The sequence below is a fragment of the Variovorax sp. GW822-FHT04A09 genome, from assembly GCF_058801005.1.
This window is the reverse complement of record NZ_JBXAMV010000008.1, coordinates 46,158-70,540: the sequence shown is the minus strand read 5'-3', so window position 1 is coordinate 70,540 and position 24,383 is coordinate 46,158. Positions and strand designations below refer to the sequence as shown.

Here is a 24,383-nt window from a genome sequence, read left to right as displayed (position 1 = left end):
ACCGCAGGCACACATCCGTGATCGACCTCGGCATTGAGAAGCTGGCGCTCATCGGCGTCGTGGCGCTGATCGTGATCGGGCCGGAGAAGCTGCCGCGCGTTGCACGCACGGTGGGCGCCCTGCTCGGCAAGGCACAGCGCTACGTGAACGACGTCAAGGCCGAAGTCAACCGTTCGATGGAGCTCGACGAGCTCCGCAAGATGAAGACCACGGTCGAGGACGCGGCGCGCGATGTGGAGCACAGCATCCACACCGGCGCCAGCGAGTTCGAGAAGCAGTTTTCCGGCGCGTCCGGCGACACCCTGTCGGCACTGGCCGAGCCCGAGCAGGCGGTGCCCGAATACAGGCACCCCCGCAAGAACTGGCGCCTGAAGCAGGGCGCCACGCCGAACTGGTACAAGGCGCGCAACGGCGTGCGTACCAAGGCGCTGTCGGGCGCGGCGCGGGTCGCCCGCTTCCGCCCCCACAAGATCAACTGACGCACGCGCACGCCCCGCGGCGTTCCCGGGCGCCCCGTGCGCCTGTGTCTTCTCCCACGCTTTCTCCTCTCCCATGGCCGATTCCGACAACAAGAACAAAGAAGACGAGCTGGCGGGCACCGAGCAGCCGTTCGTGCAGCACCTGGTCGAGCTTCGGGACCGGCTGCTGTACTGCGTCTACGGCCTCGTGGTCGCGGGCATCCTGCTGGCGATCTGGCCCGGCCCGAGCGGGCTCATGGACATCATCGCCATGCCGATCCGCGCGCACATGCCGCCGGACGCCAAGCTGATCGCCATCGGCGTGTTCTCGCCGTTCTTCGTGCCGCTCAAGGTGCTGATGATGGCGGCGGTGCTGCTGGCGCTGCCCTGGCTCATGTACCAGGCCTGGATGTTCGTCGCGCCTGGTCTGTACAGCCACGAGAAGCGCTTTGCCCTGCCGCTGATCTTCTTCGGCAGCGTGCTGGCCTACGGCGGCATCGCCTTCGTGCAGCTGTTCGTGCTGGACAAGATGTTCGGCTTCATCCAGAAGTTCACGCCCGCGGCGGTGGCGGCCACGCCCGACATCTCGTCGTACGTCGAGGCCATCCTGTCGCTGTACATCGCCTTCGGCGTGGCCTTCCAGGTGCCGATCGTGGTGATGCTGCTGGTGCGTTTCGAGATGGTCACCATCGAGAAGCTGCGCTCGTTTCGCGGCTACTTCATCGTGATCGCCTTCGTGGTGGCCGCGGTGCTCACGCCGCCCGACGTGGTCTCGCAACTGGCGCTGGCGGTGCCGATGTGCCTGCTGTACGAGGTGGGGATCATCGGGGCGCGCTATTTCGCAGGAACGGGCAAGGCGCCCGAGAGTGAAGAAGAGGGCGCGGGTTCGGGGTCTTCCGGCAGTTCCTGATCCCCGAATCGATCGGCTCCTGCCCCCAAAACAAAAGCGGCCCGAGGGCCGCTTTTTTGTTGCCGTCCGATCTGCGGCCGGAGCCGCTGTCGTTTCTTGCCTATTCGTTGTTCGGCAACTGCTGCCTGATCGGGCTCTTCGGCCGCAGCCCTGGCGTCACGTCCAGTTCCATCTTGTCAGTGCCGCGCTGCAGCGCGAAGCGTGCGGTGTCGCCCGGCTTGAGGCCGGCGACGGCGGTCAGCAGGGCCTGCACGCTGTCGGTCTTCTTCTCGCCCACCGATGTGATCACGTCGCCCGGGCGGATGCCGGCCTTGGCGGCGGGGCCGTTCTGCAGCACGCCGGTGATGATCACGCCCGCGTCGGCCTTCACGCCGAAGGTCTCGGCCAGTTCGGGCGACAGGTCGCTCGGCTCGACGCCGATCCAGCCGCGGCGCACCTGGCCTTCCTTCACGATGCCCTCGAGCACGATCTTGGCCATCGACACCGGAATGGCGAAGCCGATGCCCATGCTGCCGCCCGAGCGCGAGTAGATCGCGGTGTTGATGCCCTGCAGGTTGCCGTTGACGTCGATCAGTGCGCCGCCCGAGTTGCCGGGGTTGATGGCCGCGTCGGTCTGGATGAAGTTCTCGAACTGGTTGATGCCCAGCTGGTTGCGGCCCAGCGCCGAGACGATGCCGCTGGTCACGGTCTGGCCCACGCCGAAGGGGTTGCCGATGGCCAGCACCTGGTCGCCCACCAGCAGCTCGTCGGAGTTGCCCAGCACGATCACCGGCAGCTTGTCGAGCTCGATCTTGAGCACGGCCAGGTCGGTGTCGGGGTCGGTGCCGATCACCTTGCCGCGCGCGTGGCGGCTGTCGTTCAGGGTGACCTCGATTTCGTCGGCGCCCTCGACCACGTGGTTGTTGGTGAGGATGTAGCCGTCGGTGCTGACGATCACGCCGCTGCCCAGGCCCACCTGGGGCTGGTCGGCCTGGTCGCCGAAGAAGAAGCGGAACCAGGGGTCGTTGCTGCGCGGGTGGCGCTGCGCGGCCTTGCTGGTGTTGATGCTCACGACTGCCGGCGAGGCCTTCTTGGCTGCAGCGCTCAGGCTGCCCGCGGCGGGCACGGCCGGCGCGCCGCTGGGCGCTTCGACGATCGACACCACGCCGCCCAGCGAGGTCGAGCGCTTATTGATCCACTCGGGCTTGAGCGTCGCGACGACGAAATAGGCCGCCAGCAGGACGGTCACGGCTTGGGCAAAGAGCAGCCAGGTGCGTTTCATGAAAGCTTGAAGAAAGAGCGTTGGAAAAGCGCTGAAAGACGGCGCCGGTTGCAATTGTCCCTCAACCGGCCTGGCGCCATAGACCGCGCGGCAGGGTCGAGATTGCGCGGCCTGCGGGGCGTGAATACGGGCTAACCCTTAGTATCGGCAAGCGATCCGACCCGGATCGCCCCCTTCAGGCCTTCCGCGCCGCCCACCCGGCGGACGCGGCCAGGCGATCCCTTCGTCGGCGTGCCACGCTCTGCCCCTATCCGGTTCAAGGCAGGCGAGCGGCCACGATACCCCTGCTGCCATGACCTCAGAAGCTACCTACACGGACGGCGCCACGCCCGCTCCGGCGCGCACGCTCGATGCGCGCGACTACAAGACCCTGGCCCTGTCCGCCCTCGGCGGCACGCTCGAGTTCTACGACTTCGTCATCTACGTCTTCTTCGCGACCGTGCTGGGCGCGCTGTTCTTCCCCGCCGACATGCCCGACTGGCTGCGCCAGCTGCAGACCTTCGGCATCTTCGCCGCGGGCTACCTCGCGCGGCCCGTGGGCGGCATCGTCATTGCGCACTTCGGCGACCTGCTGGGGCGCAAGCGCATGTTCACGCTGTCGATCTTCCTGATGGCGGCGCCCACGCTGGTGATCGGCCTCTTGCCCACCTACGCGAGCATCGGCGTCGCAGCGCCCCTGCTGCTGCTGGCCATGCGCGTGCTGCAGGGTGCGGCCATCGGCGGCGAGATGCCCGGCGCCTGGGTGTTCGTCGGCGAACACGTACCGGCGAAGCGCTACGGCTTCGGCATCGGCACGCTGACCTCGGGCATCACCGGCGGCATCCTGCTGGGCTCGCTGGTGGCCGTGGCCATCAACCGCCATTACTCGCCGGAGCAGGTGAACGACTTCGCCTGGCGCATTCCCTTCATCCTGGGCGGCGTGTTCGGGTTGTTCTCGGTCTACCTGCGCCGCTTCTTGCACGAGACGCCGGTCTTCAAGGAGCTGGCCGGCCGCAAGACGGTCGCCCGCGAGCTGCCGCTGCGCACCGTGCTGCGCGAGCACCGCCTGGCGAGCGTGTACGTGGGGCTGCAGACCTGGGTGCTGTCGGCCGCCATCGTCGTGGTGGTGCTGTACACGCCCACCTACCTGCAGAAGGTGCACCACATTCCGGCGGCGCTGGCGCTCGAAGCCAACGCGCTCGCCACGCTGACCCTGACCATCGGCTGCGTGATCGTCGGCTGGGCCAGCGACCGCATCGGCACGCGCGCCGTGATGCTCATCGGCTGGGGTGGCCTCTTTGCCACCGCCTACCTGTTCTACACCGGGCTGCCCGGCACGCCGGCCACGCTGTTCTGGCACTACGGGCTGGTGGGGCTCTTCGTGGGCACCATCGCCACCGTGCCGATCGCGGGCGTGCGGGCATTTCCGGCGCCGGTGCGCTTCACGGGGCTTTCGTTCGCCTACAACATGTCATATGCCGTCTTCGGCGGCCTGACGCCGGTGATCCTCACGCTCTGGCTGCAGCACGACACCATGGCGCCGGCGCACTACGTCGCCGCGCTGGCGGCGCTGGGCTTCCTGCTGGCCCTGTGGCCCCTGGCCGCACGCGGCCACCCGATGCGCGATGGCGCGCCGGCCGCGGGGAGCGCGACAATGTCGCGATGAGCACCACACGCCACGAACTGCTTCACGCATTCGACCTGCTGCTGGCCCCCGGGCGCTTCAAGGATTACGGACCCAACGGCCTGCAGGTCGAAGGGCGCACCGTGGTCCGCAAGATCGTCTCGGGCGTGACCGCCAGCCGCGCGCTGATCGAGGCCGCGATCCACGCCGAGGCCGATGCCATCTTCGTCCATCACGGCCTGTTCTGGCGCGGCCAGGACGGCTGCGTCACCGGCTGGATGAAGCAGCGCCTGGGCCTGCTGCTGGGCGACGACGTCAACCTGTTCGCCTACCACCTGCCGCTCGACGCGCACCCCGAACTGGGCAACAACGCGCAACTCGGCCTGCAGCTGGGGCTTGTGGCGCATCCGGGGTCGGCAGGACGCTTCGGCGAACAGGAGCTGGGCTTCCTGGGCGCGCGCGAGAACGGCGAGAACTTCGCCAGCGCCAAGGCCCTGGCGACCCATGTCGAGAAGGTGCTGAAACGGCCCGTCACGCTGGTCGACACGGCCCACCGTCCGATCAAGAACATCGCGTGGTGTACGGGCGGCGCCCAGGGCTACTTCGAGGCCGCCATCGCGGCCGGTGCCGACGCCTTCATCACCGGCGAGATTTCCGAGCCGCAGGCGCACTACGCCCGCGAGCTGGGCGTGGCCTTCCTGGCCTGCGGCCACCACGCCACCGAGCGCTACGGCGCGCAGGCCGTGGCCGCCCATGTGGCGGCGCAGCTCGGGCTGAAGCACGAGTTCATCGACATCGACAACCCCGCATGAAGGCGCCGATCGCGATCACGCTCGGCGACCCGGCGGGCATCGGCCCCGAGATCATTGCCAAGGCCTTCCGCGACGCGCCCGACGCCGTGCGCGGTGCGTTCGTGGCCGGCGACGTCGGCACGCTGCGCAGCGCCTCCCAGGCGCTCGCGGTGCCGGGGCGGCTGGGGTGGCCGGTCGTGGAGATTGCCAGCGTCGCTGAAGCGGTTGCCGTGCCGCCGGGGTGCATCCCGGTGCTGCAGGTGATCGCGCCGCCGAAGGGCATCGTGCAGGGGCGCATCAGCGCCGAGGCCGGGCGCGCCGCTGGCGACTGCGTGGTGTGGGCCGCGCGGGCTGCGTTGCGCGGCGAGATCTCGGCCCTCGTCACCGCACCGCTGCACAAGGAAGCGCTGGCCGCGGCCGGCTTTCCGTACCCCGGCCACACCGAACTGCTGCAGGCCGAGGCCGCCGCCCACCTGGGCCGCACCGTGGCCGACGTGCCCGTGCGCATGATGCTGGCCAACGACGAGCTGCGCACCGTGCTCGTGAGCATCCACATGTCGCTGCGCGACGCCATCGAGGCCGTGCGCTTCGACGGCGTGCTGGACACGCTGCGCATCACCCATCGCGCCTTGACCCACGCCCTCGGGCGGCCGCCGCGCATCGGCGTGGCCGGGCTCAACCCGCACGCGGGCGAGGGCGGCCTGTTCGGTTCGGAAGAGCGCACCGTCATCGCGCCGGCCATCGAGGCCGCACGCGCCGAGGGCATCGACGCCCATGGGCCCCATGCGCCCGACACCGTCTTCATGCGCGCGCGCGCCAAGGCCGGCGTGCCGTCCAGCGGCGAGTTCGACGTGGTGATCGCGATGTACCACGACCAGGGCCTGATCCCGGTCAAGTACCTTGGAGTGGAGAAGGGCGTGAACGTGACGCTCGGGCTGCCGCTGGTGCGCACCAGCCCGGATCACGGCACGGCGTTCGACATCGCGGGCCAGGGCGTGGCCGATGCCTCGAGCCTCGTTGAGGCGTTGCGCATGGCGCGAACGCTGGCCGGCGCCTGAGCGCGCGGCCGGAAAGAAAAGCTCAGGGACGCTTCAGGCTGTCGCGGATTTCGCGCAGCAGCGTGATGTCTTCCGGCGTGGCGGCCGGCGCGGCCGGGGCCGCTTCTTCGGTCTTGCGCAGCTTGTTGATCTGCTTGACCATGATGAAGATGATGAAGGCGAGGATCACGAAATTGACAGCAATCGTGATGAAGTTGCCATACGCCAGCACCGGCACGCCGGCTTTCTTCAGTTCCGCCAGCGTGTTCGTCACGCCCGCCGGCACCGTGCCCAAGATCACGTAGAGGTTCGAGAAGTCGAGCTTCCCGAACACCATGCCGACGAGCGGCATGATGATGTCGGCCACGAGCGAGTCGACGATCTTGCCGAACGCCGCCCCGATGATCACGCCGACGGCGAGGTCGATGACGTTGCCCTTGACGGCAAACTCCTTGAATTCGCTGAGGATGCTCATGATTCAGAAAGGGTGCTGAAGACCTGCTGTTGAAAGGGGTGCCAGTATGCCTGTGGAAGCGGGAGGGCAAGACGGCGGCGCGGCGGGTGATGCTGGACTGCAACTGAGGCATGACCGCTGGCGGCTCTTGCCTGGAACGGACGAAGGGTACCCAGTCTCCGTAGCTAACCCTTGCCGACTACGCTTTGGAACGTCTTGTTTCCAATTTCGCGGGATGGGTAGAACCGGTCGGATACGCCGTGTTTTGCTCTCGAAAAGAAGGCAAAACGGCGCGGTGCGGGCATTCCGGAAGCATCCTGGAACGCAGGCAAAGCCCCATTGACAGTGCACTGCACTGGTACGATGAGAGGGGAGCAGTGGGGAGCGGCCGCGCGAAATCGACCTTCAAGACTTCTGTCTGTCAGAGCGCATTCGCCCTGGGTGCACCAGATTCTTGCGTGACCCCGCGATGAATTCTGCACCTTTGTTGCCTGAATTTGCCAGTTTCAGCGCGACTATAACTGTTCAAATTTTTACATAAATGGTGCCGCGTAGTGGTGGCGATCACAAGTGTTTGAAAAAGAAGCGCGATACAAGAGAGCGGATGTGCGAGCCTCGCATGCCTCCGGGAATTGCCGTTCTTTCGCCGCTTCGTTATTGATACGACTGACTGACTTTCAAGGGACCTGAATTGAGAAGAGATGCGAAAGCCCTCGCGTGGGTAGCGCTTGCCGGCGCGGTGTTGCTCCAGGGCTGTGCCGTGGTGCCCGGCATGGGTTCGGTGGAGCCTTACGAAGCAGGCGGTGAGTTGCCGTCGCAGTTCCGGTACCTTCCCGATGAAGCGCCGGAAGGCGAAATCACTCCGATCTCGCTGGCGCTGGTGCGTACGCTGGCGGAGGTGTCGCCCAAGGGCGTGCCGCCTGAGGTGCAGGCGTTGTTTGGCAAGGGCGCGCGCTACACCATTGGCCCCGGCGATGTGGTGGGCGTGATCGTGTATGACCACCCTGAGCTGCTGCCCAATGCCGGAGCCGTGATTTCGCAGTCGGTAGACCCTACGGGTGTTCAGGTGGCGCCTGGTTTTATCGTCGACGCCAACGGAGAAATATCCTTCCCGTACATCAAGGGCCGGGTCCGGGTTGCGGGTTTGAGTGAGAGCGAAGCTTCGGAGTTGTTTGTCAAGTTACTCGCGCCGCATATCCGGGATCCGCAAGTGACGGTGCGGATTCAGTCTTTCAGAAGCCGTCGTGCCTATGTGGAGGGCGAAGTCCGGAATCCTGGTTCTCAGATCTTCACCGACGTGCCCATGACGTTGAATGAAGCGATCAATCGAGCCGGCGGCATTACTTCCGATGGCAATCGGTCTGCGATTACCTTGGTCCGGGATGGTCGCTCGATCCCCATCGACATGACCCGACTGCGGGAGGCAGGCTATGACGGAAACAACATCCCGCTGAAGAATGGCGACACCGTACGTGTGGCGCACAGAGAAGATTCCAAGGTCTTCGTCATGGGGGAAATCATGGCAACAGCGGCGTTGCCCATGCGCAGCAATGGCCGGCTGAGCTTGAACGAGGCTTTGGGAGAGGCCGGAGGCCCTATGGCCTCGACGTCCAATCCCGGGCAAATCTATGTCATCCGCCAAGGGGCAACGGGTAGGCCGGCCATTTTTCATCTGAATGCCAAGAACCCGGCTGCGTTTGCGCTGGCGAGTCAATTTCGGTTGCAGCCACAGGACGTTGTTTATGTCGACCCGGTGCCGTTGGTCAAGTGGAACCGCGTGGTCAGTCTGATTCTGCCGTCCGCATCGGTGGCTAACACCGCCAGCGAGATGTACATCAGGCACCGTTAGCCTTGCAAAGAGCCCAACCGAATTCTTGAGGTTCACGGCGCGAGTTAGCTTACTTTGAAGTCGGCGGCCGCGAATGCGGTGTGGCGGCATGGCTCCTGTCTGGGTCTGTCGCCAATTTTTTGTCTCCAGTGTTTTCAACACAACATGCAAGTCATTCAATTAACTCAACCCATTGCGATCATCGGTCTCGGCTACGTGGGCCTTCCACTCGCCGTGGAATTTGGCAAGAAGCGTCGGGTGGTCGGCTTCGACATCAATGTCAAACGCATTGCGGAACTGCAGGGTGGACACGATCACACGCTCGAGACCACCAGCGAAGAGTTGAAAGCGGCAGCACAGCTGGCGTTCACGTCGCATGCCGATGATTTGCGTGACTGCTCTGTCTTTGTCGTGACAGTGCCTACGCCAATCGATAAGGCGAACCGGCCCGACCTGACGCCGCTGATCAAGGCTAGCGAAACCGTCGGCAAGATCATGTCGAACGGGGCGATCGTCATCTTCGAATCGACGGTGTACCCCGGCGCGACGGAGGAGGTGTGCGTGCCCGTGCTGGAGAAATTCAGCGGCAAGAAATTCAATGTCGATTTCTTCTGCGGTTACAGCCCGGAGCGGATCAACCCCGGTGACAAAGAGCATCGTCTGCCCAACATCAAGAAGGTGACCAGCGGCAGCACGCCGGAAGTCGCTGAGATCGTGGACCAGATGTATCGCGAGATCATCATCGCGGGTACTCACAAGGCTAGCAGCATCAAAGTAGCCGAAGCCGCAAAGGTGATCGAGAACACACAGCGCGACGTCAACATCGCGCTCATGAACGAGCTCAGTCTCATTTTTCACCGGCTCGGCATCGACACGCTCGAAGTGCTTCAGGCAGCCGGCACCAAGTGGAACTTTCTGCCGTTTCGTCCGGGGCTGGTGGGCGGCCATTGCATTGGCGTGGATCCGTACTACCTTACCCACAAGGCGGTCGAGGTTGGCTATCACCCCGAGGTGATCCTGGCCGGCCGTCGCATCAACGACAACATGGCGAGCCATGTCGCGGACGAAGTCATCAAGCTGATGCTGCGCAAGCACGTGCCGGTCTTGGGTAGCAAAGTGCTGGTGCTGGGGTTGACCTTCAAGGAAAACTGCCCGGATGTGCGTAACACCAAGGTGGTGGACATCGTCCGCACTCTGAAAGGCTACAACACTGAAGTCGACGTATTCGACCCGTGGATCGACGTGGCCGAGGCGGAATATGAGTACGGTTTGCAGTGTTTGGCCGAAATGCCTGCTGCTGGGCAGTACGCTGCCATCGTTTTGGCCGTGGGCCATCACCAGTTCGTGGCCCTCGGTGCAGCCGGCATCAAGGCGCTGGGCCGACCCGATGCCGTGCTGTTCGACGTGAAGAGTCTGCTGCCTTTGGGCGCCGCAGACGGTCGACTGTGAGCGGGGTAGACACCATGAGTCAACCCGATACCAGTACGTCAGCCTACGACAAGCTTTGCGCTTGCTTAGTTACGGAGCGCCATGTGTGGCTCGTCACAGGTGTGGCCGGCTTCATTGGCAGCAACCTGCTCGAGAAGTTGCTCAAGCTGAACCAGCATGTTGTGGGGCTAGACAACTTCTCCACCGGTCACCAGCGCAATCTGACCGAGGTTCAAACCCTAGTCACTTCTGAGCAATGGGCCAACTTCCATTTCATCGAAGGCGATATACGCAATCTCGACGATTGCCAGCGGGCCATGGCTTTTCCTGTTGGCGAAAGTCGATTGCCCGTGGAACACGTTCTTCACCAAGCCGCTCTCGGCAGCGTTCCTCGAAGTTTGGCCGACCCTATTGCGAGTAACGATGTCAATATCAGCGGCTTTCTCAATATGTTGCTCGCTTCGCGCGATGCACGCGTCAAGAGTTTCACATACGCAGCCAGCAGCAGCACCTATGGAGATCATCCGGCGTTGCCGAAAGTCGAGCACACCATCGGAAAGCCGTTGAGTCCGTACGCTGTCACCAAGTACGTTAACGAGCTTTACGCCGATGTATTTGCGCGGTGCTACGGCTTTGACACTATCGGGTTGCGTTACTTCAACGTGTTCGGCCCGAGGCAAAGCCCAAGTGGCGCGTATGCCGCTGTCATTCCAAAATGGATTGACAGCATGATTCAGGATAAACCAGTTTACATCAATGGCGATGGTGAAACGAGCCGTGACTTTTGCTTCATTGCAAATGTGGTGCAAGCTAATTTGCTGGCCGCCACCGTGGCTAATTTTTCGGCAACCTTTTCGCGCCCCGTACCCGATGCTGGAAATATTCACGGATTCTTATCGCCAGTTAATCAGATTTATAACGTGGCGGCCGGCGAACGAATTACTCTAAATGAATTATACGTTCAGTTGCACCGTAGCCTGTTGCCACTTTATCCGCATCTCGACGGCATTAATCCTGTTTATCGTGATTTCCGTTCAGGTGACGTGCGCCATAGCCTGGCAGACATAGGAAAGGCGCGGCTTTTGTTGGGCTACGCACCCACTCAATGCGTTGGGCAGGGACTAGAGATGGCTATGCCCTGGTATGTGAAGCAAGCTCAAAAGACGAACAATCGGTAAACGTGATCAGTATATGGGCTTTGGCAGTGTGAGCGCGGCGCGGCCTGATGTTGTATTGCACTCGGAAAACTTCCTTATGGATATTCACTTGTGAGTTTGGTTTGAAGTTAAAAGCTGTGTCGTTTCAGATTTTCGTCACTTTTTTTGGATTGGCGAAAGGTTTATTGAGTCTTAAGCTCATGGCTAAGCTAGGTCACGAGAGTTACGCAATGCTTGCGCAATTCATGATTTTCTCGACATTTGGCGTGCAAATTGCCGTGGCCAGCTTCGATGCCCCCCTTGTCGCCGCAATTGCCGCGAAAAATAATGAAAAGATCGCACGCACATCATTTCTCTTTTTGCTGTGCGCAAATTTTTCGATATTTGTGGTGGCGGTTATTTTGTTTGGCAGCGAAATTTCCTTGTTGATATGGGGTGACGTTAAATATTTTGAATATGTTCGATTTTTGCTTGCCTATGTTTTTGCGCTATCCCTTAATCATTTTTTCTTGGTAAATTTCCAAGGCCAGAAGAACTTTAGGGCTTACGGTGGAGTGCAGCTAACGCAGCAGTTGTTGCAACTGCTGGCAATCTGTCTTGGCGTCTTGATGAATAGCGCTGTAGTACTAGCCGTTGCACTCGTGATGGTGGAACTCTTGCTTTGGCTCGTGTTGTGCGTTCTTAATAAAGACTCTCTCTTGGCTCCAGTGAATGGCAAGAGTGCAGTAAATTGGATTCTTGAAAACTCCAGAATTGCTGTTCCGCTATTTGTAGCATTTCTTTTGATTTGGGCGCTGAATAATAGCGCGCGACTGGCCCTAGTGAATTTCGGAGGGCTCGCAAAGCTTGCGCCATTTGCAGCGACTTTCTCCATTAGCGTATTGGCGGGAGTTGTCGTAAATCCCATATGCGCAATATTTTTTCCCTACTTCAGTAGTGCAAACGCAGAGAGGGAAAAAAGCAAAGATGCATTGATTTCAGCCCAGTTAGCGCTTGCATTTTTGACCACCTCAGCGTCAATTCTCATCATCTTGGGTTGCGGAAAATTTTTGTCCTACTTAGTGGGGGAAGAACTTTACGCGGGAGATTTTTTTGTCTTTTGTGTCTGTGCTGCGCAAGTTGCTTATGCACAGGCCCGAATAGCCATGCTGTACCTCTCAGTAAATGAGAAGCCTAAGCGTGGGGTGCTGTACTTTTTTATTGGTGTAATTGCGATGCTTGGCTTGGATTGGTGTGTGGCCAAGAAATATGGATCCGATGGGGTCGCGTTTGCGTACCTCATTGGATGCTTGATAATTGCATCTTTATTTATTCGGGATGCATATTTTGGCAGTCAGGAAATGAGCATTTTAAGCAATAGCAAGAAGTTGATATTTTTCTTGCTGATCGGATTTGCAGTAATGCTAGGGTGCGTTGTTGTGTCGATTGACTCTTGGGGGCGAATGTTTGGATTCCTCGCTATATTTTTTGCCTTATATGCGGCATTGGCCTATGCTAATTTCTCTCAAGAAATATTTTTTCTAAAGTTGAAAAGGCGGGTCGCTTTTCTTTTTGGGGGCAAGCATGCTTAGGATCTTGAGAAGAATAATTTCAAAATTTAAAAAAATAAAAACCGAAATTAAATTTAATCGCTATCGTGATTTGAACATTGGCGCCGGGACTCAGTTCTCGTTGGAAAACCTTGATGGTATTGCCCCTCAGCTTATAAAAATTGGCCGTGACTGCGTATTTGCCCCGAAAAGCGTCGTGTTAACGCATGACGCTTGTTTGTTGCCAACCACCGGAAAGTACATTTTCGATAGTGTTGAAATCGGCGATCGAGTATTTGTTGGATATGGCGCGGTCATCATGCCTGGTGTAAAGATCGGCAGTGATGTAATAGTAGGGAGCAACGCTGTGGTCACGAGAAATGTACCTGCAGGAGTTGTCGTCGTTGGCGCGCCGGCGAAAATCGTTGGGAGTACGACTGAGTTAGCCGCAACACGCGATCACCTCTTGCAAGAGGCGATTTTTGATTGGCGCGATGAAATTACACCAGAATTAATCATACGCCAGCAACAGCATCTACTTAACAAAATACGCTGAAAATATGACTCCACGCGTCAGTATCTTGGTTGCAGCATGGAATGCTGCCGCATATATTTCAGAAACTATACAAAGCGTTCGATCGCAAGATTTTCAATCTTGGGAATTAATTGTTGTAGATGACGGATCTGTGGATGAGACTGCTGATATTTTGAAGGCATATGCGTCTCTTGATGCGCGAATAAAGCCGTACAGCCATTTAAACCAAGGCGCACATATCGCAAGAAACGTTGCCTTTCAGAAGAGCTGTGGCGAATACATCGTAATCTTGGATGCTGACGATCGGATCTTGCCGGGAAAATTGAAAACCCAGGTTGATCTATTGGACTCCAATTTGGACTGCGGTGTTGTGTACGGTGATACTTGGCATTGTGATCAATTTATGAAAAGATTGGTGCTGGAATCAAAAAAATACCCAGGGCAGCACGTTTCCGGTGATATTTTTGATCAGATGGTAGTTGGCAATCGATTTGCCGTTCACGCTGGAATGATCAGGCGCTCTGTGCTGAGCGACGTTGGATTGCACGATCAGAATCCGAACTTAATTGCCGATTGGGATCTCTGGGTGCGTGTGGCTGAAAAATATAAATTTTTCTACGACAATCGCCCGGTTGCAGAGTACAGAATTCATCCGGGCATGTCTGCAAAAACCGACTTGAGTCAAAAACAGTTTGAGCAACGCATGGGCACTGCGAAAAATATCGAAAAGCTACCGCGCTTTAAGACTATCCCCGCCCATGTAAAGGCTGATTTCTTCTTCGCCAATGGTAGGTTTGCGCAGAAATTCGGGCTGCACTGGGAGGCGCTAAAAATAGCTAAAAAACTTATTTTTAGTCAGCCTTTGAGATTTAAAGGGTATTTGCTCTACGCTTATGCATTAAAAAAAATCGTAATTGGATGAGATTTTAAAAAATAGCCAAAACGGGGCGGAGATTGAAGATAGACGACGACAGTTGACTTTTTCTTGTGCAGCTAAAAATAAATACAATTTCCGGCTTGACGATGAGCGTGCCGACTTTTGGCGCGAATTTATTCTAAGTTATTTTTGTTGAGATCGATTTTGTCTTGTCCGGAGTTGTTGGGAAAATAAAATGCGATTGGATAGAGTCTTCATTGGGGCGTTGTTGATTTCATCAATTGTCCTTCCGGCTGCTGTACCCGAGCTAAAATTCGTCCTGTTCGGCGGCGCGATATTTTTCTCTCTCCTTGGGGATTTGAGAATTAACAAAACAATTTTCCTGTTATCTGTTTTTTTTGGTTTTATCGGATTCGCGTACTCTTTTTATGGTTTTCTTGTCGGGGCTCCCGGGGCATTAAGAGTGCTAACTGTCATGGTGGCTTATCCGCTGTTATTTCCTTTAATTGCCTCTCGCTATAAGGAGGTCGATTCCGAAAGTTTGTTTAGACTTTTTGCTACGGCCTCTTGGTTGTTGGTGGGGGTTAATGTTTTCTATTTACTTTCTGGATTATTGTGGCCGGATAATTACTTCATCAGATATATTAAGTATATTTATGAGGATTATGCGGTTATTGATTCAAACGAAGACTACTTCAAGTACACAATACCAAATATATCTTCATTGGTTTTCTTGTTTCCGTTTTGTATTTCTGCCTTCTTTGTAGTTAAGCGTCAAGCTGAAAAGGTTGAGTTTTTTTTCTTGATCTTGATGATGCTGGTGTTGACGGTGCTTTCTGGGCGAAGGGCGTTGTTTGTTGCTGCTGTTACAGGCCCGGTAGTTTTGTATTTCGTATCTTTGAAGGTAAGAGGGGGAGGGGGAGCGTCGAGATTTTCTTTTGCGAAAATATCATACCTCGTTGCTTTTTCTGTATTTGTTGTTGCGTTTTTGTATTTTTTTGACTTTTGGGATTTCTATTATTCTCAAATTGGATCCATATTTGATTTTACTGGAAGCAGTAGCAATATTGAGCGCGCATTACAGTTCAAGTACTTGATTGAGGGCGTTGTTGAAAAGCCATTCTTTGGACACGGTGCGGGAGCGGCAGCTGGATATTCAAGGTCATTTGAGCAGCCCTGGGCGTATGAATTGTCATACGTGGCATTTTTGTTTCAATATGGGATTGTTGGATTTCTTATCTATGCATCCGGGGTAGGTTTGCTTTTTTACGGGCTTTGCGTCTCGTTGAAAAAGAAAGAAAATCCAATATTTGAATATTGCTTTATATCTGGCTTTGTGGCTTTTATGGTCGCCAATGCTACAAATCCATATTTGGCCAAATTTGATTACATGTGGGTTATCTTTATTCCGGTGGGAATTTTGTCTGCGAATCTAAAAAATTTGAACCGATCGGCGAAAAATCGATTGATTAAATCATGATAACGGTGATTGTTGTTAATTGGAATGCCGGGAGAATGCTCCGGACATGCCTTGATTCTGTTGCCAACTACGGATCTGGATTGATCAGTAAAGTTGTTGTGGTTGATAATGGTTCGACGGATCATTCTGATGCAAATATTGAGAGCTTGCAGAATGTTTCTGTGATTCGCGCAGGCGCAAATTTAGGCTTTGGAAAAGCCTGCAATCTAGGGGCGAGGCAGGCTGAAACCGAATATCTACTATTTCTCAACCCGGATGCGGCGCTGCATGAAAATACCGTCGCCACGGCATTGAGTTATATGCAGAGTCCAGGTAATTCGGGCATCGGTATATGCGGCGTTCAGTTGCTTGATGAATTTGGTCGTGTTTCAAAAAGCTGTGCGCGATTTCCACGCCCCGGCGGTTTGATTGCGCATGCAATCGGTGTTGATAGATTGTTTCCGCATTTTGGGTATTTCATGGCTGATTGGGATCATGCCCAAACGTGCCAGGTTGATCATGTTATTGGGGCTTTTTTTCTGATTCGGCGGTCTTTGTTTGACTTGCTAAAAGGATTTGACGAGCGTTTTTTTGTTTATTTGGAGGATTTGGATCTATCTCGTCGTGCCCGATCGGCTGGATGGAATACGGTATATCTAGCTAGCGCGCAGGCTTTTCATGCAGGTGGAGGTACCTCTAACCAAGTGAAGGCACGACGTCTGTTTTATTCTCTACGCAGTCGTTTGCTATACGCGTTCAAGCATTTTTCATGGCTGGGTGCTTTTGGTGTGTTATTGGTTACGCTTTTGATCGAGCCGTTGTCACGGTCGGCATTCGCGTTGCTGCGACGCTCGTGGTCTGGTTTGATGGAAACTTGGACTGCTTACGGTATGCTTTGGCGTTGGTTGCCACAATGGGTGCTCATGGGAGTTACCCGTTGAAAACAGTCAAGATGCTGGCGCTGACCAAGTATGGCCGAATGGGGGCGTCGTCACGCATGCGTTCATTTCAATATGAGCCATGGCTTAAAAGTTTTGGATTGCAGATTTCGGTACAGCCATTACTGTCCGACGTATTGCTTAAAGCTCGTTATGAGAGGGGGAGCTATGGTCCGGCGCTGCTACTGGCATATGCCAGTCGCTTACGAGCCTTGATGACACGTCGACATTTCGATGTACTTTGGATTGAAAAAGAAGCCCTTCCCTGGTGCCCCCTTTGGCTGGAATTGCTCCTGCTGCGCGGAGTGCCGTTCGTGCTGGACTATGACGATGCAATTTTTCATAGCTACGACCAGCACGCGAACTCCGTAGTTCGCCATCTATTTGGACGCCGCCTTGATGAGCTGATGGCTCGGTCAGCTTTGGTGGTTGCAGGTAATCACTATTTAGCAGAACGTGCTCGTGATGCGGGTGCACCAAGAGTGGAGACGCTGCCCACCGTAATTGACCTGCAACGCTACACTTTTGCGTCCCAAGAGGTGGCGAGCGACTTGAGTGTGCCGAGAGTTGTTTGGATCGGCTCGCCTTCCACGGTGCGCTACCTTCAAGCGATTCAAGGCCCCTTACAGGCATTGGCTGCGCGCCGACCGTTTATATTGCGCGTGATCGGTGGCGGTAGTGCGGTTGACTTGCCTGGTGTTCGAGTGGAAGTAATGGATTGGGCAGAGGAGAGCGAGGTCGCAAACATTAGTGCTTGCCAAGTAGGTGTGATGCCTTTGCTGGATTCGGTCTGGGAACGTGGCAAATGCGGCTACAAACTTATCCAATACATGGCGTGTGGCTTGCCAGTAGTTGCTTCCGGCGTAGGAGCCAATTTGGAAATCGTTCGCAGCGGCGAAAATGGATTTTTAGCTAATAGTGCGGAAGAGTGGTTGGCGGCACTTGAAAATCTACTTCAGTCTCCAGCATTGTGCCGCCAGATGGGGGCGGCGGGAAGACTCAGGGTTGAGAAGGAGTATTGCATCCAAAAAACGGCCCCCCGACTCGCTACGGTTTTGCGTTCAGTCTCGAAAAACTGCAGCTAACCATGCGCAGATTTTTGCTTGGCTTGGTTATGAGAATTCTCATTTGCTTAAAAGCAGATTAATCGAGTAATGAAGTTTTTGTTAATCGCTGGTTTCGCGGATTCACTCCTGAATTTTCGAGGGCCTTTGATTGCGGCTCTGCAATCGCGTGGCATGTGCGTGCACGTGGTTGCACCAAACTTACCCTCTGAACATCCGATACGCAAGCAATTGGAGTCTCGAGGCTTATGCGTACACAGCATTCCTATGCTTCGTGCGGGGACCAATCCACTAGCTGATCTAAAGACGTTTTTGGCTTTATGGGGGCTTATGCTCCGCGTGCGGCCCGATTACATGATGGGTTACACCGTGAAGCCAGTCATTTATGGCTCACTCGCTGCTTGGTTAGCTGGGGTACCGCACCGATTCGCATTGATTACGGGGCTGGGCTATGCCTTTCAGGGAGAAGGCCAGCGTGGATGGGTTCAAGCACTGGTGCAGTGGCTGTATGCGCTGGCACTGACTCGCGTGGACAAAGTTTTTTTCCAAAACCCAGATGATGAAGCGTTATTCCGCCGTCGCAGTATTTTGGCCCCAGGCACGCCCTCTTGTGTCGTCAATGGCTCGGGCGTGGATGTGAGCAGTTTCATAGTGGCGCCGCTGCCACCCGGACCCCCGCGATTCTTGCTCATTGCACGCTTGCTGGGGGATAAGGGCATCCGTGAATATGTCCAGGCGGCGCGGCGTATTCGAAGCGTGCACCCTAGTGTGCGGTTCTCGATGGTGGGTTGGATCGATGCGAACCCTGACGCTATTTTGCAAACTGAGTTAGACATGTGGATCGAAGAAGGCAGCGTCGATTTCTTAGGCCGGCTGTCGGATGTTCGCCCCGCCATTGCCGACAGTAGCGTATATGTATTGCCTTCGTACCGGGAAGGCACGCCTCGCACCGTCCTTGAGGCTATGGCCATGGGTCGAGCCGTCATCACCACCGATGCTCCCGGGTGTCGCGAAACGGTTGTGAATGGCGACAATGGTTTACTGGTCCCTGTCAAGTCCGTCGATGCACTAGAGCAGGCGATGCTGCGATTCATTGAGGATACAACGCTGATTTTTCGTATGGGGCGGCGAGCCCGCCAGTTGGCGGAAAAAAAATATGACGTGCATAAGGTGAACGCGGTGATGCTGCGGGAAATGAATATTTGATGATTGGCCGTTGCGTGTCAGTTTCATCATTTCTAGCCTATGACATTCCAATACTCTTCTGAGGTCCGATGAAGCGCTTCTTTGATTTCACCGCCGCTTTCGTTGCCTTGCTCATACTTTGCTTGCCGCTCGCTATATTGATCGTCCTGGTGCGCCGCAAACTGGGGCGCCCCGGGTTGTTTCGACAGATCCGCCCCGGATTGGACGCCAAGCCGTTTGAAATGATCAAATTCCGAACCATGACTGACGCGCGTGCATTGGATGGTCAGTTGTTGCCAGACGCCCAGCGACTTACAGCATTCGGAAGCTTTCTTCGCGCTAGCAGCCTCGATGAGTTGCCAGGACTCTGGAGTGTGCTCAAAGGGGACATGAGTTTGGTTGGTCCGCGTCCACTTTTGATGGACTACTTACCGCTGTACTCGGCTGAACAATCGCGACGTCATGAAGTCCGCCCTGGCGTCACAGGTTGGGCGCAGGTCAATGGGCGCAATGCCTTAAGTTGGGAGGAGAAGTTCAAACTCGACGTTTGGTACGTTGACAACCATTCAATGTGGCTCGACGTCAAGATCCTTTGGCTCACCGTTCGCAAGGTACTCGTGCGGGACGGCATAAGCGCAGCGGGCGACGTGACGATGCCGCGTTTCACGGGCTCGCGGATGGGCTCCGAATAATGACTTTCCCGCTATTTGCCGTATTTGGAGCCAGTGGCTGCGGGCGTGGCGTTATGCCTCTGGCTCGCGCGCAACTTGAATCTGCGGGTGTTCCTGCAACGCAATTGGTTTTTGTGGATGACCAGCTTGGAGCTACAGTCGTCAACAGGCATCATGTATTGCGATACGAAGACTTCTTGCGAACTGAAGCTAGCGCGAAGCACGTCGTCATCGCCATCGCCAATGGTGCCATTCGCGAGCGGCTTGCCAAACGCTGTGCGGTCGATGGGGTGCACCCTTGGACTGTGGCTGCTTCCAATGTGGTCGTGATGGATGACGTAACGCTTGGCGAAGGAGCTGCGCTCAGTCCGTTCGTGACACTTACTTCCAACATTCGCATTGGCAAGTGTTTTCACGCCAATCTGTACAGTTACGTCGAGCACGATTGCACGATCGGCGATTTCGTCACGTTCGCCCCCGGCGCCAAGTGCAATGGCAACGTGATCATCGAGGATCACGTCTACGTCGGCGCCGGCGCCGTGATCAAGCAGGGCAGGCCCGGCCTGCCCCTCGTGGTTGGCCGGGGCTCGGTAATCGGTATGGGGGCCGTGGTCACCCGCGATGTGCCGCCCGGTGCCACGGTTGTTGGCAATCCCGCCAAACCACTTTTGAGAGGTTGATCTTGTGTTAAATACTCCCTTTTCCCCTTGGCCCAGCTTTACCGCCGAAGAGGCTGCTGCCGTGCAGCGCGTGCTGTTGTCCAACAAGGTCAATTACTGGACCGGTCAGGAATGTCGCGAATTCGAGAAAGAATTTGCAGCATGGACGGGAACTGCCCACGCAGTCGCATTGGCTAATGGGACGTTAGCGCTAGACGTTATTCTCAAAGCCATGGACATTGGTCCCGGTGACGAGGTGATCGTCACGCCGCGCACTTTTATTGCGAGCGTTTCGTGTGTCGTGAATGCGGGAGCAACTCCAGTGTTTGCGGACGTTGATGCCGAAAGTGGCAATCTGTCGGCAGAATCTATCGCGCGTGTAATTACTCCGCGAACCAAGGCTGTTATCTGCGTGCACCTTGGTGGGTGGCCGTGCGACATGGAGCCGATCATGGCACTTGCAGCCAAACACGATTTCAAGGTCATCGAAGACTGTGCGCAAGCGCATGGTGCGCGCTACAAGGGCAAACCCGTTGGTTCGATCGGCCACGCCGGCGCTTGGTCTTTTTGCCAAGACAAGATCATGACTACTGGTGGGGAAGGTGGCATGGTGACCACCAATGACGAAGCACTCTGGCGAACCATGTGGCAATACAAAGACCATGGAAAGAGTTACGAAGCCGTCTACGAGCGTAAGCATCCGCCAGGCTTTCGCTGGGTACATGAGAGCTTCGGTACGAACTGGCGAATGCTGGAGTTACAGGCAGCTATTGGCCGCATTCAATTGCGCCGCTTGACTGATTGGTCTGCTGCGCGCATGCGTCATGCTCAGGCTGTGTGGGAGTCCGCACAACCTCATGCCGCGGTTCGCGTTCCTGACTTTGCCAATCACGAAGCGGCTGGCAGTATTCATGCGCACTACAAGTGCTATGTCTATGTGCGACCCGAGAAGTTGGCCGCTGGCTGGAGCCGAGATCGGATCGTCGAGGCTATTCAAGCGCAGGGTGTGCCTTGCTATCAGGGATCGTGTTCCGAAGTGTATCTGGAGCGCGCATTCGACGGCACGGGCTGGCGACCGGCTGACCGTTTGCCCATTGCGCGCGAGTTGGGCGAGACGAGCTTGATGTTCTTGGTTCACCCGACGTTAACTTCGGGCGAAATGAACAAGAGTTCTCAGGTCATCGCACAAGTGCTGGCAGAGGCGTCGGCGTGACAAGGTGGGGCCGCCTCGCGGCCCATGTAGCTGTGTGGCGCTGGTTGCTGGCTATTGCTATGCTGGCGCTGCTGGTGCTCAGCTTGACGCCCGCATCTGTTTCAACTCCAAGCACCGGCTGGGACAAAAGCAATCACGCGCTAGGCTTTGCGATATTGGCACTTCTCGCCCATTGGGCGTGGCCGGAGCATAGGCCAAAGGTGCTATTGGTGCTCTTCGGCTATGGGGCGCTGATCGAGCTGCTGCAGTCAATCACGCCGGATCGCTCGGCTGAATGGAGCGATCTGTGGGCGGATGGGGTGGGGCTTCTGATCGGTGCAGTGGCCGCTTCAATGGTGCGGCGACTAACCGTGGCTCGATCGATCTAATCGAGGTCAGAGCCCCCGCGGTATGTGCGTTAAATACCCGCCCCTAGGGCGGGTAGTACGACGGGCCTATTTTACCCCGTGCACTTTTCATTGAGGCTCGCCTTACGCCGCCTCTTCTTTGTACTTGTATTCGGTGTATCGATAGCCGCCATACTTGTAGCCGTAGCTGCCATAGTGACGGCGGGAGAGATCCATGCCATTGAAGACCACGCCGTTGACCTGTTGGCCCGCATGCGCGAGGCGTTTGACGCTCTCGTTCAGCTCGCCAAGTTGAGTCAGATTGTCACGAGCGACCAGCAGGACAGCGCCGACATGCGCTGCAACCGCCGCAGCGTCGGCAGCCACTAGTACTGGTGGGCTGTCGATCACAATCAAGTCATAGCGTTCCGAGAAGCCGTTTAGCAACTCACCCAGAGTTGACGAGAGCATCATGTTGGCGGGATTGAAGGGATAGTTGCCGGTCGTCAAAACGTCCAAGTTGGGAATCACCTGGCCATGGATTGCTTGCTCTGGTGACATGTCGCCCGCCAGAATATCTGCCAAGCCACCCAGGCGTGGTAATCCAAAGGCTTTTTGCAGATGGCCCTTTCGCAAGTCGGCGTCGATCAGTAATACGCGTTTTCCAGCTTGTGCCATGATGACAGCAAAGTTCCCGGAAACGAAGCTCTTTCCCACTCCCGGCGTAGCTCCAGTGATGAGCACGCGGTTGTTGCCGCTTTCCATCAAGGTTAGCTGGAGGGATACCCGAAGGTTGCGCAGGCTCTCAATGGCAAGGCTTTCGGGGGAAGTCACGGCTAGTAGTTGAACGCCCTTCGCGCCGCCCGCAATGTGCTGCAGGATCGTTTCCTGCTCAAGGGCGAGTGGGACGACAGAGTAAACGTTCAGGCCAAGCCGATCTTCGATCTCTTGAGGGTTACGAATACCCCTCGACAGCTTGGCGCGGAGGATGGCCAGTGCAACACCTGCCAACAAGCCCAAGACCAGCGAAAGTGCGACGACCAGAGATCTTTGAGGCTTGACTGCGTTTTTGGGCTCCACGGCTGTGTCGAGTAGCCGCACATTGCCGATCTTGCCTTCCTTAACGAGACGCAATTGCAAAGAGCTATTGAGCAAAGACTTGTAGAGTTCGCTGTTGACGCGCACGTCACGTTCCAAACGCAAGGCGTCGCGCTGTATGGCGGGCATCGCGCTCACACGAGTTTCTAAGCCATTGATTTCATGTTGGATAGCTGCAATCTGTCCGTCGACCATGCGAACCTTTGGGTTGCCCTCAGTGAAACGAGAGAGCAACTCACGCCGTTGCTGTTGAGACTCGAGCAGCTTGGTCTGTAGCTGCACGGATAATCCTAGTACGGTCTTGGCTTCTTCATCGAAGGCGACAGTGCCGTTCTGATTGCGGAATCGTGCGTAGGCGTCTTCAGAAGTTTCGAGTTGTAGTTTGAATTCTGGCAACTGTCGATCGAGGAACTCAATCGTTTTTTCCGCCTCTGCCGCTTTGCGCTCTACGTTCTGACGTACATACTGGATGCCTATCTCGTTGAGCGTGCGTTGCAAACGATTTCGATCGCTGTCTTCAAGGACAACATTGATCACATTCGACTGCTTACCTTGTTCGCCGAGTTGTATGCGTTGTTGCAGACTCTCAATTGTTGCAAGCGAAGACGCATGCGAAACCACAAACTCAGCGCCCGGCTTGCCGTCGAGTCGCGAAACCAGCAGTGCAATTGTGCCTCCAGCAATGCGCTGACTGAGCAGCTTGCCTACCGTACCGGTCAGAGGGTCCGCGAGTTCGGGGTGTGTGAGTACATATTGATTGTCGGCCAGTGCGACGATCTTGAAGGGCTGCTGATCTTCGAGATTAACGGGGACATCGAATTTGGCAATATCGATTGCTTCTGTGCCCGAGACATAGCCGTCCATGCCCAAGAAACCAGGGTCCGAGAGTCCCTTGGCACGGCGTGAGAGCCATTTTCCGATGATCGGAACATACCGAGGGCGAGCATCAATGTACAGGCGGGTCGCCTCTACAGCCCCCCCTATGACTAGTCGTGAGCGAATAATTTGAATTTCACCGCTGGCTGGCGTCTTTACGTCAAAGAGATTGGCGGTGTCGCCAAGGAAGTTTTTGGCATCTGGAGCAGAGTCCTCGACTTGAATGAGTAGGTTGGACTGATAGACCGGAGTAGCGAGAACGGCGTAAGCAGCTCCGAATGCTAAGGCCGCGATGGTGACGCCGGCTACCAACCACTTACGATCAAAGAGTATGTCGAAATACTCGGACAGATTGATCGCATCACTGTCGCCGTCGTGAGCGAATGTGGTGGCGGATGCCGAAGAGACCGATGTAGAGGCGGAAGGTGTCATGAGAGTTTGCGAATGCGTTCGGCCCAGGCTTGGGCGCCATCAGCGATGAGTTGCAGGGCGTGCTCGAAGGCCTGGCGGCCCATGCGATACGGATCGGGAATATCAACTCGTGCGACTTCGCCTAGACGAAACAGCTTGCCCCGGGTCAATGGATGGCGCTGCCCGATGTGAATCCGCTGGGCTTCGTCCATCGCAAGAATGAGGTCGGCCTGCTGGCACATTTGTCCTGTAAGTTGGCGTGCTCGGTGGGCCTCGATGTCGAGGCCGCGTTCAGTCATGAGTTTGCGTGCAATCGGATCTGCTTGGTGTCCAACCAAGGCTCCAGTCCCTGCTGACGCGACTTGAACCTGCGGCAACGCTGCAGCAATCAGTGCTTCCCCCATCGGACTACGGCATATGTTGCCAATGCATACCACCAGAACAGATTTCATGAGACTTGGCTCCCCTGCGAAGGCTTGTGCCTCTGTTGTCAGATTCAACGTATTGCGTGCCGCGTGCTTCATGTCCAGCATGAATCACATGTCATACAGAGATGTCCTTGCCATTTTTCCTTCGTTGAGCGATCGGATCGCGTTGTCTAAAAGAAGAGAGCCG

Annotated in this window: 23 protein-coding genes; 19 read left to right on the top strand and 4 right to left on the bottom strand. The window is 56.5% G+C overall.

Features of this window, described 5'->3' with window-relative positions; genetic code table 11:
• Window positions 1–17 precede the first annotated feature (17 nt).
• The gene (gene tatB, locus AC1RLW_RS29160; RefSeq protein WP_062471652.1) at window positions 18–479 is read left to right on the top strand and encodes a Sec-independent protein translocase protein TatB; all 462 of its coding nucleotides are present in this window, start codon (window positions 18–20) and stop codon (window positions 477–479) included.
• Between the two features lie 73 nt (window positions 480–552).
• A complete protein-coding gene (gene tatC / locus AC1RLW_RS29155) occupies window positions 553–1,368 on the top strand; it encodes a twin-arginine translocase subunit TatC (RefSeq protein ID WP_493196009.1) in 816 nt (271 codons plus the stop codon).
• Between the two features lie 100 nt (window positions 1,369–1,468).
• Here tatC and AC1RLW_RS29150 read toward each other — a convergent pair whose 3' ends face one another.
• Window positions 1,469–2,629, bottom strand: a complete 1,161-nt coding sequence (locus tag AC1RLW_RS29150; RefSeq protein ID WP_307584233.1) for a S1C family serine protease — start codon at window positions 2,627–2,629, stop codon at window positions 1,469–1,471.
• A 292-nt stretch (window positions 2,630–2,921) separates the two neighbouring features.
• On the opposite strand from AC1RLW_RS29150, the gene AC1RLW_RS29145 reads away from it, so the two are divergent.
• Genes AC1RLW_RS29145 through pdxA form a run of 3 tightly spaced genes read left to right on the top strand, consistent with a single transcriptional unit; the run spans window position 2,922 to window position 6,081 of the window.
• Window positions 2,922–4,274 carry an MFS transporter gene (locus AC1RLW_RS29145; RefSeq protein ID WP_070059916.1) on the top strand — a complete coding sequence of 451 codons (1,353 nt, stop codon included), beginning with the start codon at window positions 2,922–2,924 and terminating at the stop codon, window positions 4,272–4,274.
• Window positions 4,271–5,044, top strand: a complete 774-nt coding sequence (locus AC1RLW_RS29140) for a Nif3-like dinuclear metal center hexameric protein (RefSeq protein WP_062473645.1) — start codon at window positions 4,271–4,273, stop codon at window positions 5,042–5,044. Before AC1RLW_RS29145 ends, AC1RLW_RS29140 begins: the two co-directional genes overlap by 4 nt.
• Window positions 5,041–6,081, top strand: a complete 1,041-nt coding sequence (gene pdxA, locus AC1RLW_RS29135; RefSeq protein WP_493196008.1) for a 4-hydroxythreonine-4-phosphate dehydrogenase PdxA — start codon at window positions 5,041–5,043, stop codon at window positions 6,079–6,081. Before AC1RLW_RS29140 ends, pdxA begins: the two co-directional genes overlap by 4 nt.
• Window positions 6,082–6,103: 22 nt before the next feature.
• Here pdxA and mscL read toward each other — a convergent pair whose 3' ends face one another.
• Window positions 6,104–6,535 carry a large conductance mechanosensitive channel protein MscL gene (gene mscL, locus AC1RLW_RS29130; protein WP_493196007.1) on the bottom strand — a complete coding sequence of 144 codons (432 nt, stop codon included), beginning with the start codon at window positions 6,533–6,535 and terminating at the stop codon, window positions 6,104–6,106.
• A gap of 751 nt (window positions 6,536–7,286) precedes the next feature.
• Between mscL and AC1RLW_RS29125 the strand changes: the two genes are divergently transcribed.
• The 14 genes from AC1RLW_RS29125 (at window position 7,287) to AC1RLW_RS29060 (ending at window position 21,425) form a co-directional block, all read left to right on the top strand.
• Window positions 7,287–8,363 (top strand): polysaccharide biosynthesis/export family protein, encoded by a 1,077-nt coding sequence (locus AC1RLW_RS29125; RefSeq protein WP_493196131.1) that lies wholly within the window; start codon window positions 7,287–7,289, stop codon window positions 8,361–8,363.
• 144 nt (window positions 8,364–8,507) lie between these two features.
• On the top strand, window positions 8,508–9,791 hold the full coding sequence (gene tviB / locus AC1RLW_RS29120) for a Vi polysaccharide biosynthesis UDP-N-acetylglucosamine C-6 dehydrogenase TviB (RefSeq protein ID WP_493196006.1): 1,284 nt from the start codon (window positions 8,508–8,510) through the stop codon (window positions 9,789–9,791).
• 14 nt (window positions 9,792–9,805) lie between these two features.
• The gene (locus AC1RLW_RS29115) at window positions 9,806–10,948 is read left to right on the top strand and encodes an NAD-dependent epimerase/dehydratase family protein (RefSeq protein ID WP_493196004.1); all 1,143 of its coding nucleotides are present in this window, start codon (window positions 9,806–9,808) and stop codon (window positions 10,946–10,948) included.
• 209 nt (window positions 10,949–11,157) lie between these two features.
• A complete protein-coding gene (locus AC1RLW_RS29110) occupies window positions 11,158–12,498 on the top strand; it encodes a lipopolysaccharide biosynthesis protein (protein WP_493196003.1) in 1,341 nt (446 codons plus the stop codon).
• A 4-nt stretch (window positions 12,499–12,502) separates the two neighbouring features.
• A complete protein-coding gene (locus tag AC1RLW_RS29105; RefSeq protein WP_493196002.1) occupies window positions 12,503–13,012 on the top strand; it encodes an acyltransferase in 510 nt (169 codons plus the stop codon).
• A gap of 4 nt (window positions 13,013–13,016) precedes the next feature.
• Window positions 13,017–13,913: a glycosyltransferase family 2 protein gene (locus AC1RLW_RS29100; RefSeq protein ID WP_493196001.1), complete on the top strand. Its 897-nt coding sequence runs from the start codon at window positions 13,017–13,019 to the stop codon at window positions 13,911–13,913.
• A 196-nt stretch (window positions 13,914–14,109) separates the two neighbouring features.
• On the top strand, window positions 14,110–15,348 hold the full coding sequence (locus AC1RLW_RS29095) for a hypothetical protein (protein WP_493196000.1): 1,239 nt from the start codon (window positions 14,110–14,112) through the stop codon (window positions 15,346–15,348).
• Window positions 15,345–16,268, top strand: a complete 924-nt coding sequence (locus tag AC1RLW_RS29090; protein ID WP_493195999.1) for a glycosyltransferase family 2 protein — start codon at window positions 15,345–15,347, stop codon at window positions 16,266–16,268. Before AC1RLW_RS29095 ends, AC1RLW_RS29090 begins: the two co-directional genes overlap by 4 nt.
• Window positions 16,265–17,350: a glycosyltransferase family 4 protein gene (locus AC1RLW_RS29085; protein WP_493195998.1), complete on the top strand. Its 1,086-nt coding sequence runs from the start codon at window positions 16,265–16,267 to the stop codon at window positions 17,348–17,350. The genes AC1RLW_RS29090 and AC1RLW_RS29085 overlap by 4 nt, the downstream gene beginning before the upstream one ends.
• Before the next feature lie 69 nt (window positions 17,351–17,419).
• Window positions 17,420–18,535 carry a glycosyltransferase family 4 protein gene (locus AC1RLW_RS29080; protein ID WP_493195997.1) on the top strand — a complete coding sequence of 372 codons (1,116 nt, stop codon included), beginning with the start codon at window positions 17,420–17,422 and terminating at the stop codon, window positions 18,533–18,535.
• Window positions 18,536–18,603: 68 nt separating this feature from the next.
• A complete protein-coding gene (locus AC1RLW_RS29075; protein WP_493195996.1) occupies window positions 18,604–19,206 on the top strand; it encodes a sugar transferase in 603 nt (200 codons plus the stop codon).
• On the top strand, window positions 19,206–19,865 hold the full coding sequence (locus AC1RLW_RS29070) for an acetyltransferase (protein ID WP_493195994.1): 660 nt from the start codon (window positions 19,206–19,208) through the stop codon (window positions 19,863–19,865). Before AC1RLW_RS29075 ends, AC1RLW_RS29070 begins: the two co-directional genes overlap by 1 nt.
• 4 nt (window positions 19,866–19,869) lie before the next feature.
• Window positions 19,870–21,057 (top strand): DegT/DnrJ/EryC1/StrS family aminotransferase, encoded by a 1,188-nt coding sequence (locus AC1RLW_RS29065; protein WP_493195993.1) that lies wholly within the window; start codon window positions 19,870–19,872, stop codon window positions 21,055–21,057.
• A gap of 59 nt (window positions 21,058–21,116) precedes the next feature.
• Window positions 21,117–21,425 (top strand): VanZ family protein, encoded by a 309-nt coding sequence (locus tag AC1RLW_RS29060; protein ID WP_493195992.1) that lies wholly within the window; start codon window positions 21,117–21,119, stop codon window positions 21,423–21,425.
• A 102-nt stretch (window positions 21,426–21,527) separates the two neighbouring features.
• Here the strand turns inward: AC1RLW_RS29060 and AC1RLW_RS29055 are convergent, their stop codons facing one another.
• Window positions 21,528–23,789 carry a polysaccharide biosynthesis tyrosine autokinase gene (locus AC1RLW_RS29055; protein ID WP_493195991.1) on the bottom strand — a complete coding sequence of 754 codons (2,262 nt, stop codon included), beginning with the start codon at window positions 23,787–23,789 and terminating at the stop codon, window positions 21,528–21,530.
• Window positions 23,786–24,220, bottom strand: a complete 435-nt coding sequence (locus tag AC1RLW_RS29050) for a low molecular weight protein-tyrosine-phosphatase (protein ID WP_493196130.1) — start codon at window positions 24,218–24,220, stop codon at window positions 23,786–23,788. The genes AC1RLW_RS29055 and AC1RLW_RS29050 overlap by 4 nt, the downstream gene beginning before the upstream one ends.
• Window positions 24,221–24,383: the final 163 nt, after the last annotated feature.

What these genes read in the sequence shown, in the direction of transcription:
- tatC (WP_493196009.1), top strand. Translation starts at nt 553, where the DNA reads ATGGCCGATTCCGACAACAAGAACAAAGAAGACGAGCTGGCGGGCACC.
- AC1RLW_RS29150 (WP_307584233.1), bottom strand. Translation starts at nt 2,629, where the DNA reads ATGAAACGCACCTGGCTGCTCTTTGCCCAAGCCGTGACCGTCCTGCTG.
- AC1RLW_RS29145 (WP_070059916.1), top strand. Translation starts at nt 2,922, where the DNA reads ATGACCTCAGAAGCTACCTACACGGACGGCGCCACGCCCGCTCCGGCG.
- AC1RLW_RS29140 (WP_062473645.1), top strand. Translation starts at nt 4,271, where the DNA reads ATGAGCACCACACGCCACGAACTGCTTCACGCATTCGACCTGCTGCTG.
- pdxA (WP_493196008.1), top strand. Translation starts at nt 5,041, where the DNA reads ATGAAGGCGCCGATCGCGATCACGCTCGGCGACCCGGCGGGCATCGGC.
- mscL (WP_493196007.1), bottom strand. Translation starts at nt 6,535, where the DNA reads ATGAGCATCCTCAGCGAATTCAAGGAGTTTGCCGTCAAGGGCAACGTC.
- AC1RLW_RS29125 (WP_493196131.1), top strand. Translation starts at nt 7,287, where the DNA reads ATGGGTTCGGTGGAGCCTTACGAAGCAGGCGGTGAGTTGCCGTCGCAG.
- tviB (WP_493196006.1), top strand. Translation starts at nt 8,508, where the DNA reads ATGCAAGTCATTCAATTAACTCAACCCATTGCGATCATCGGTCTCGGC.
- AC1RLW_RS29115 (WP_493196004.1), top strand. Translation starts at nt 9,806, where the DNA reads ATGAGTCAACCCGATACCAGTACGTCAGCCTACGACAAGCTTTGCGCT.
- AC1RLW_RS29110 (WP_493196003.1), top strand. Translation starts at nt 11,158, where the DNA reads ATGCTTGCGCAATTCATGATTTTCTCGACATTTGGCGTGCAAATTGCC.
- AC1RLW_RS29100 (WP_493196001.1), top strand. Translation starts at nt 13,017, where the DNA reads ATGACTCCACGCGTCAGTATCTTGGTTGCAGCATGGAATGCTGCCGCA.
- AC1RLW_RS29090 (WP_493195999.1), top strand. Translation starts at nt 15,345, where the DNA reads ATGATAACGGTGATTGTTGTTAATTGGAATGCCGGGAGAATGCTCCGG.
- AC1RLW_RS29080 (WP_493195997.1), top strand. Translation starts at nt 17,420, where the DNA reads ATGAAGTTTTTGTTAATCGCTGGTTTCGCGGATTCACTCCTGAATTTT.
- AC1RLW_RS29075 (WP_493195996.1), top strand. Translation starts at nt 18,604, where the DNA reads ATGAAGCGCTTCTTTGATTTCACCGCCGCTTTCGTTGCCTTGCTCATA.
- AC1RLW_RS29070 (WP_493195994.1), top strand. Translation starts at nt 19,206, where the DNA reads ATGACTTTCCCGCTATTTGCCGTATTTGGAGCCAGTGGCTGCGGGCGT.
- AC1RLW_RS29060 (WP_493195992.1), top strand. Translation starts at nt 21,117, where the DNA reads ATGCTGGCGCTGCTGGTGCTCAGCTTGACGCCCGCATCTGTTTCAACT.
- AC1RLW_RS29055 (WP_493195991.1), bottom strand. Translation starts at nt 23,789, where the DNA reads ATGACACCTTCCGCCTCTACATCGGTCTCTTCGGCATCCGCCACCACA.
- AC1RLW_RS29050 (WP_493196130.1), bottom strand. Translation starts at nt 24,220, where the DNA reads ATGAAATCTGTTCTGGTGGTATGCATTGGCAACATATGCCGTAGTCCG.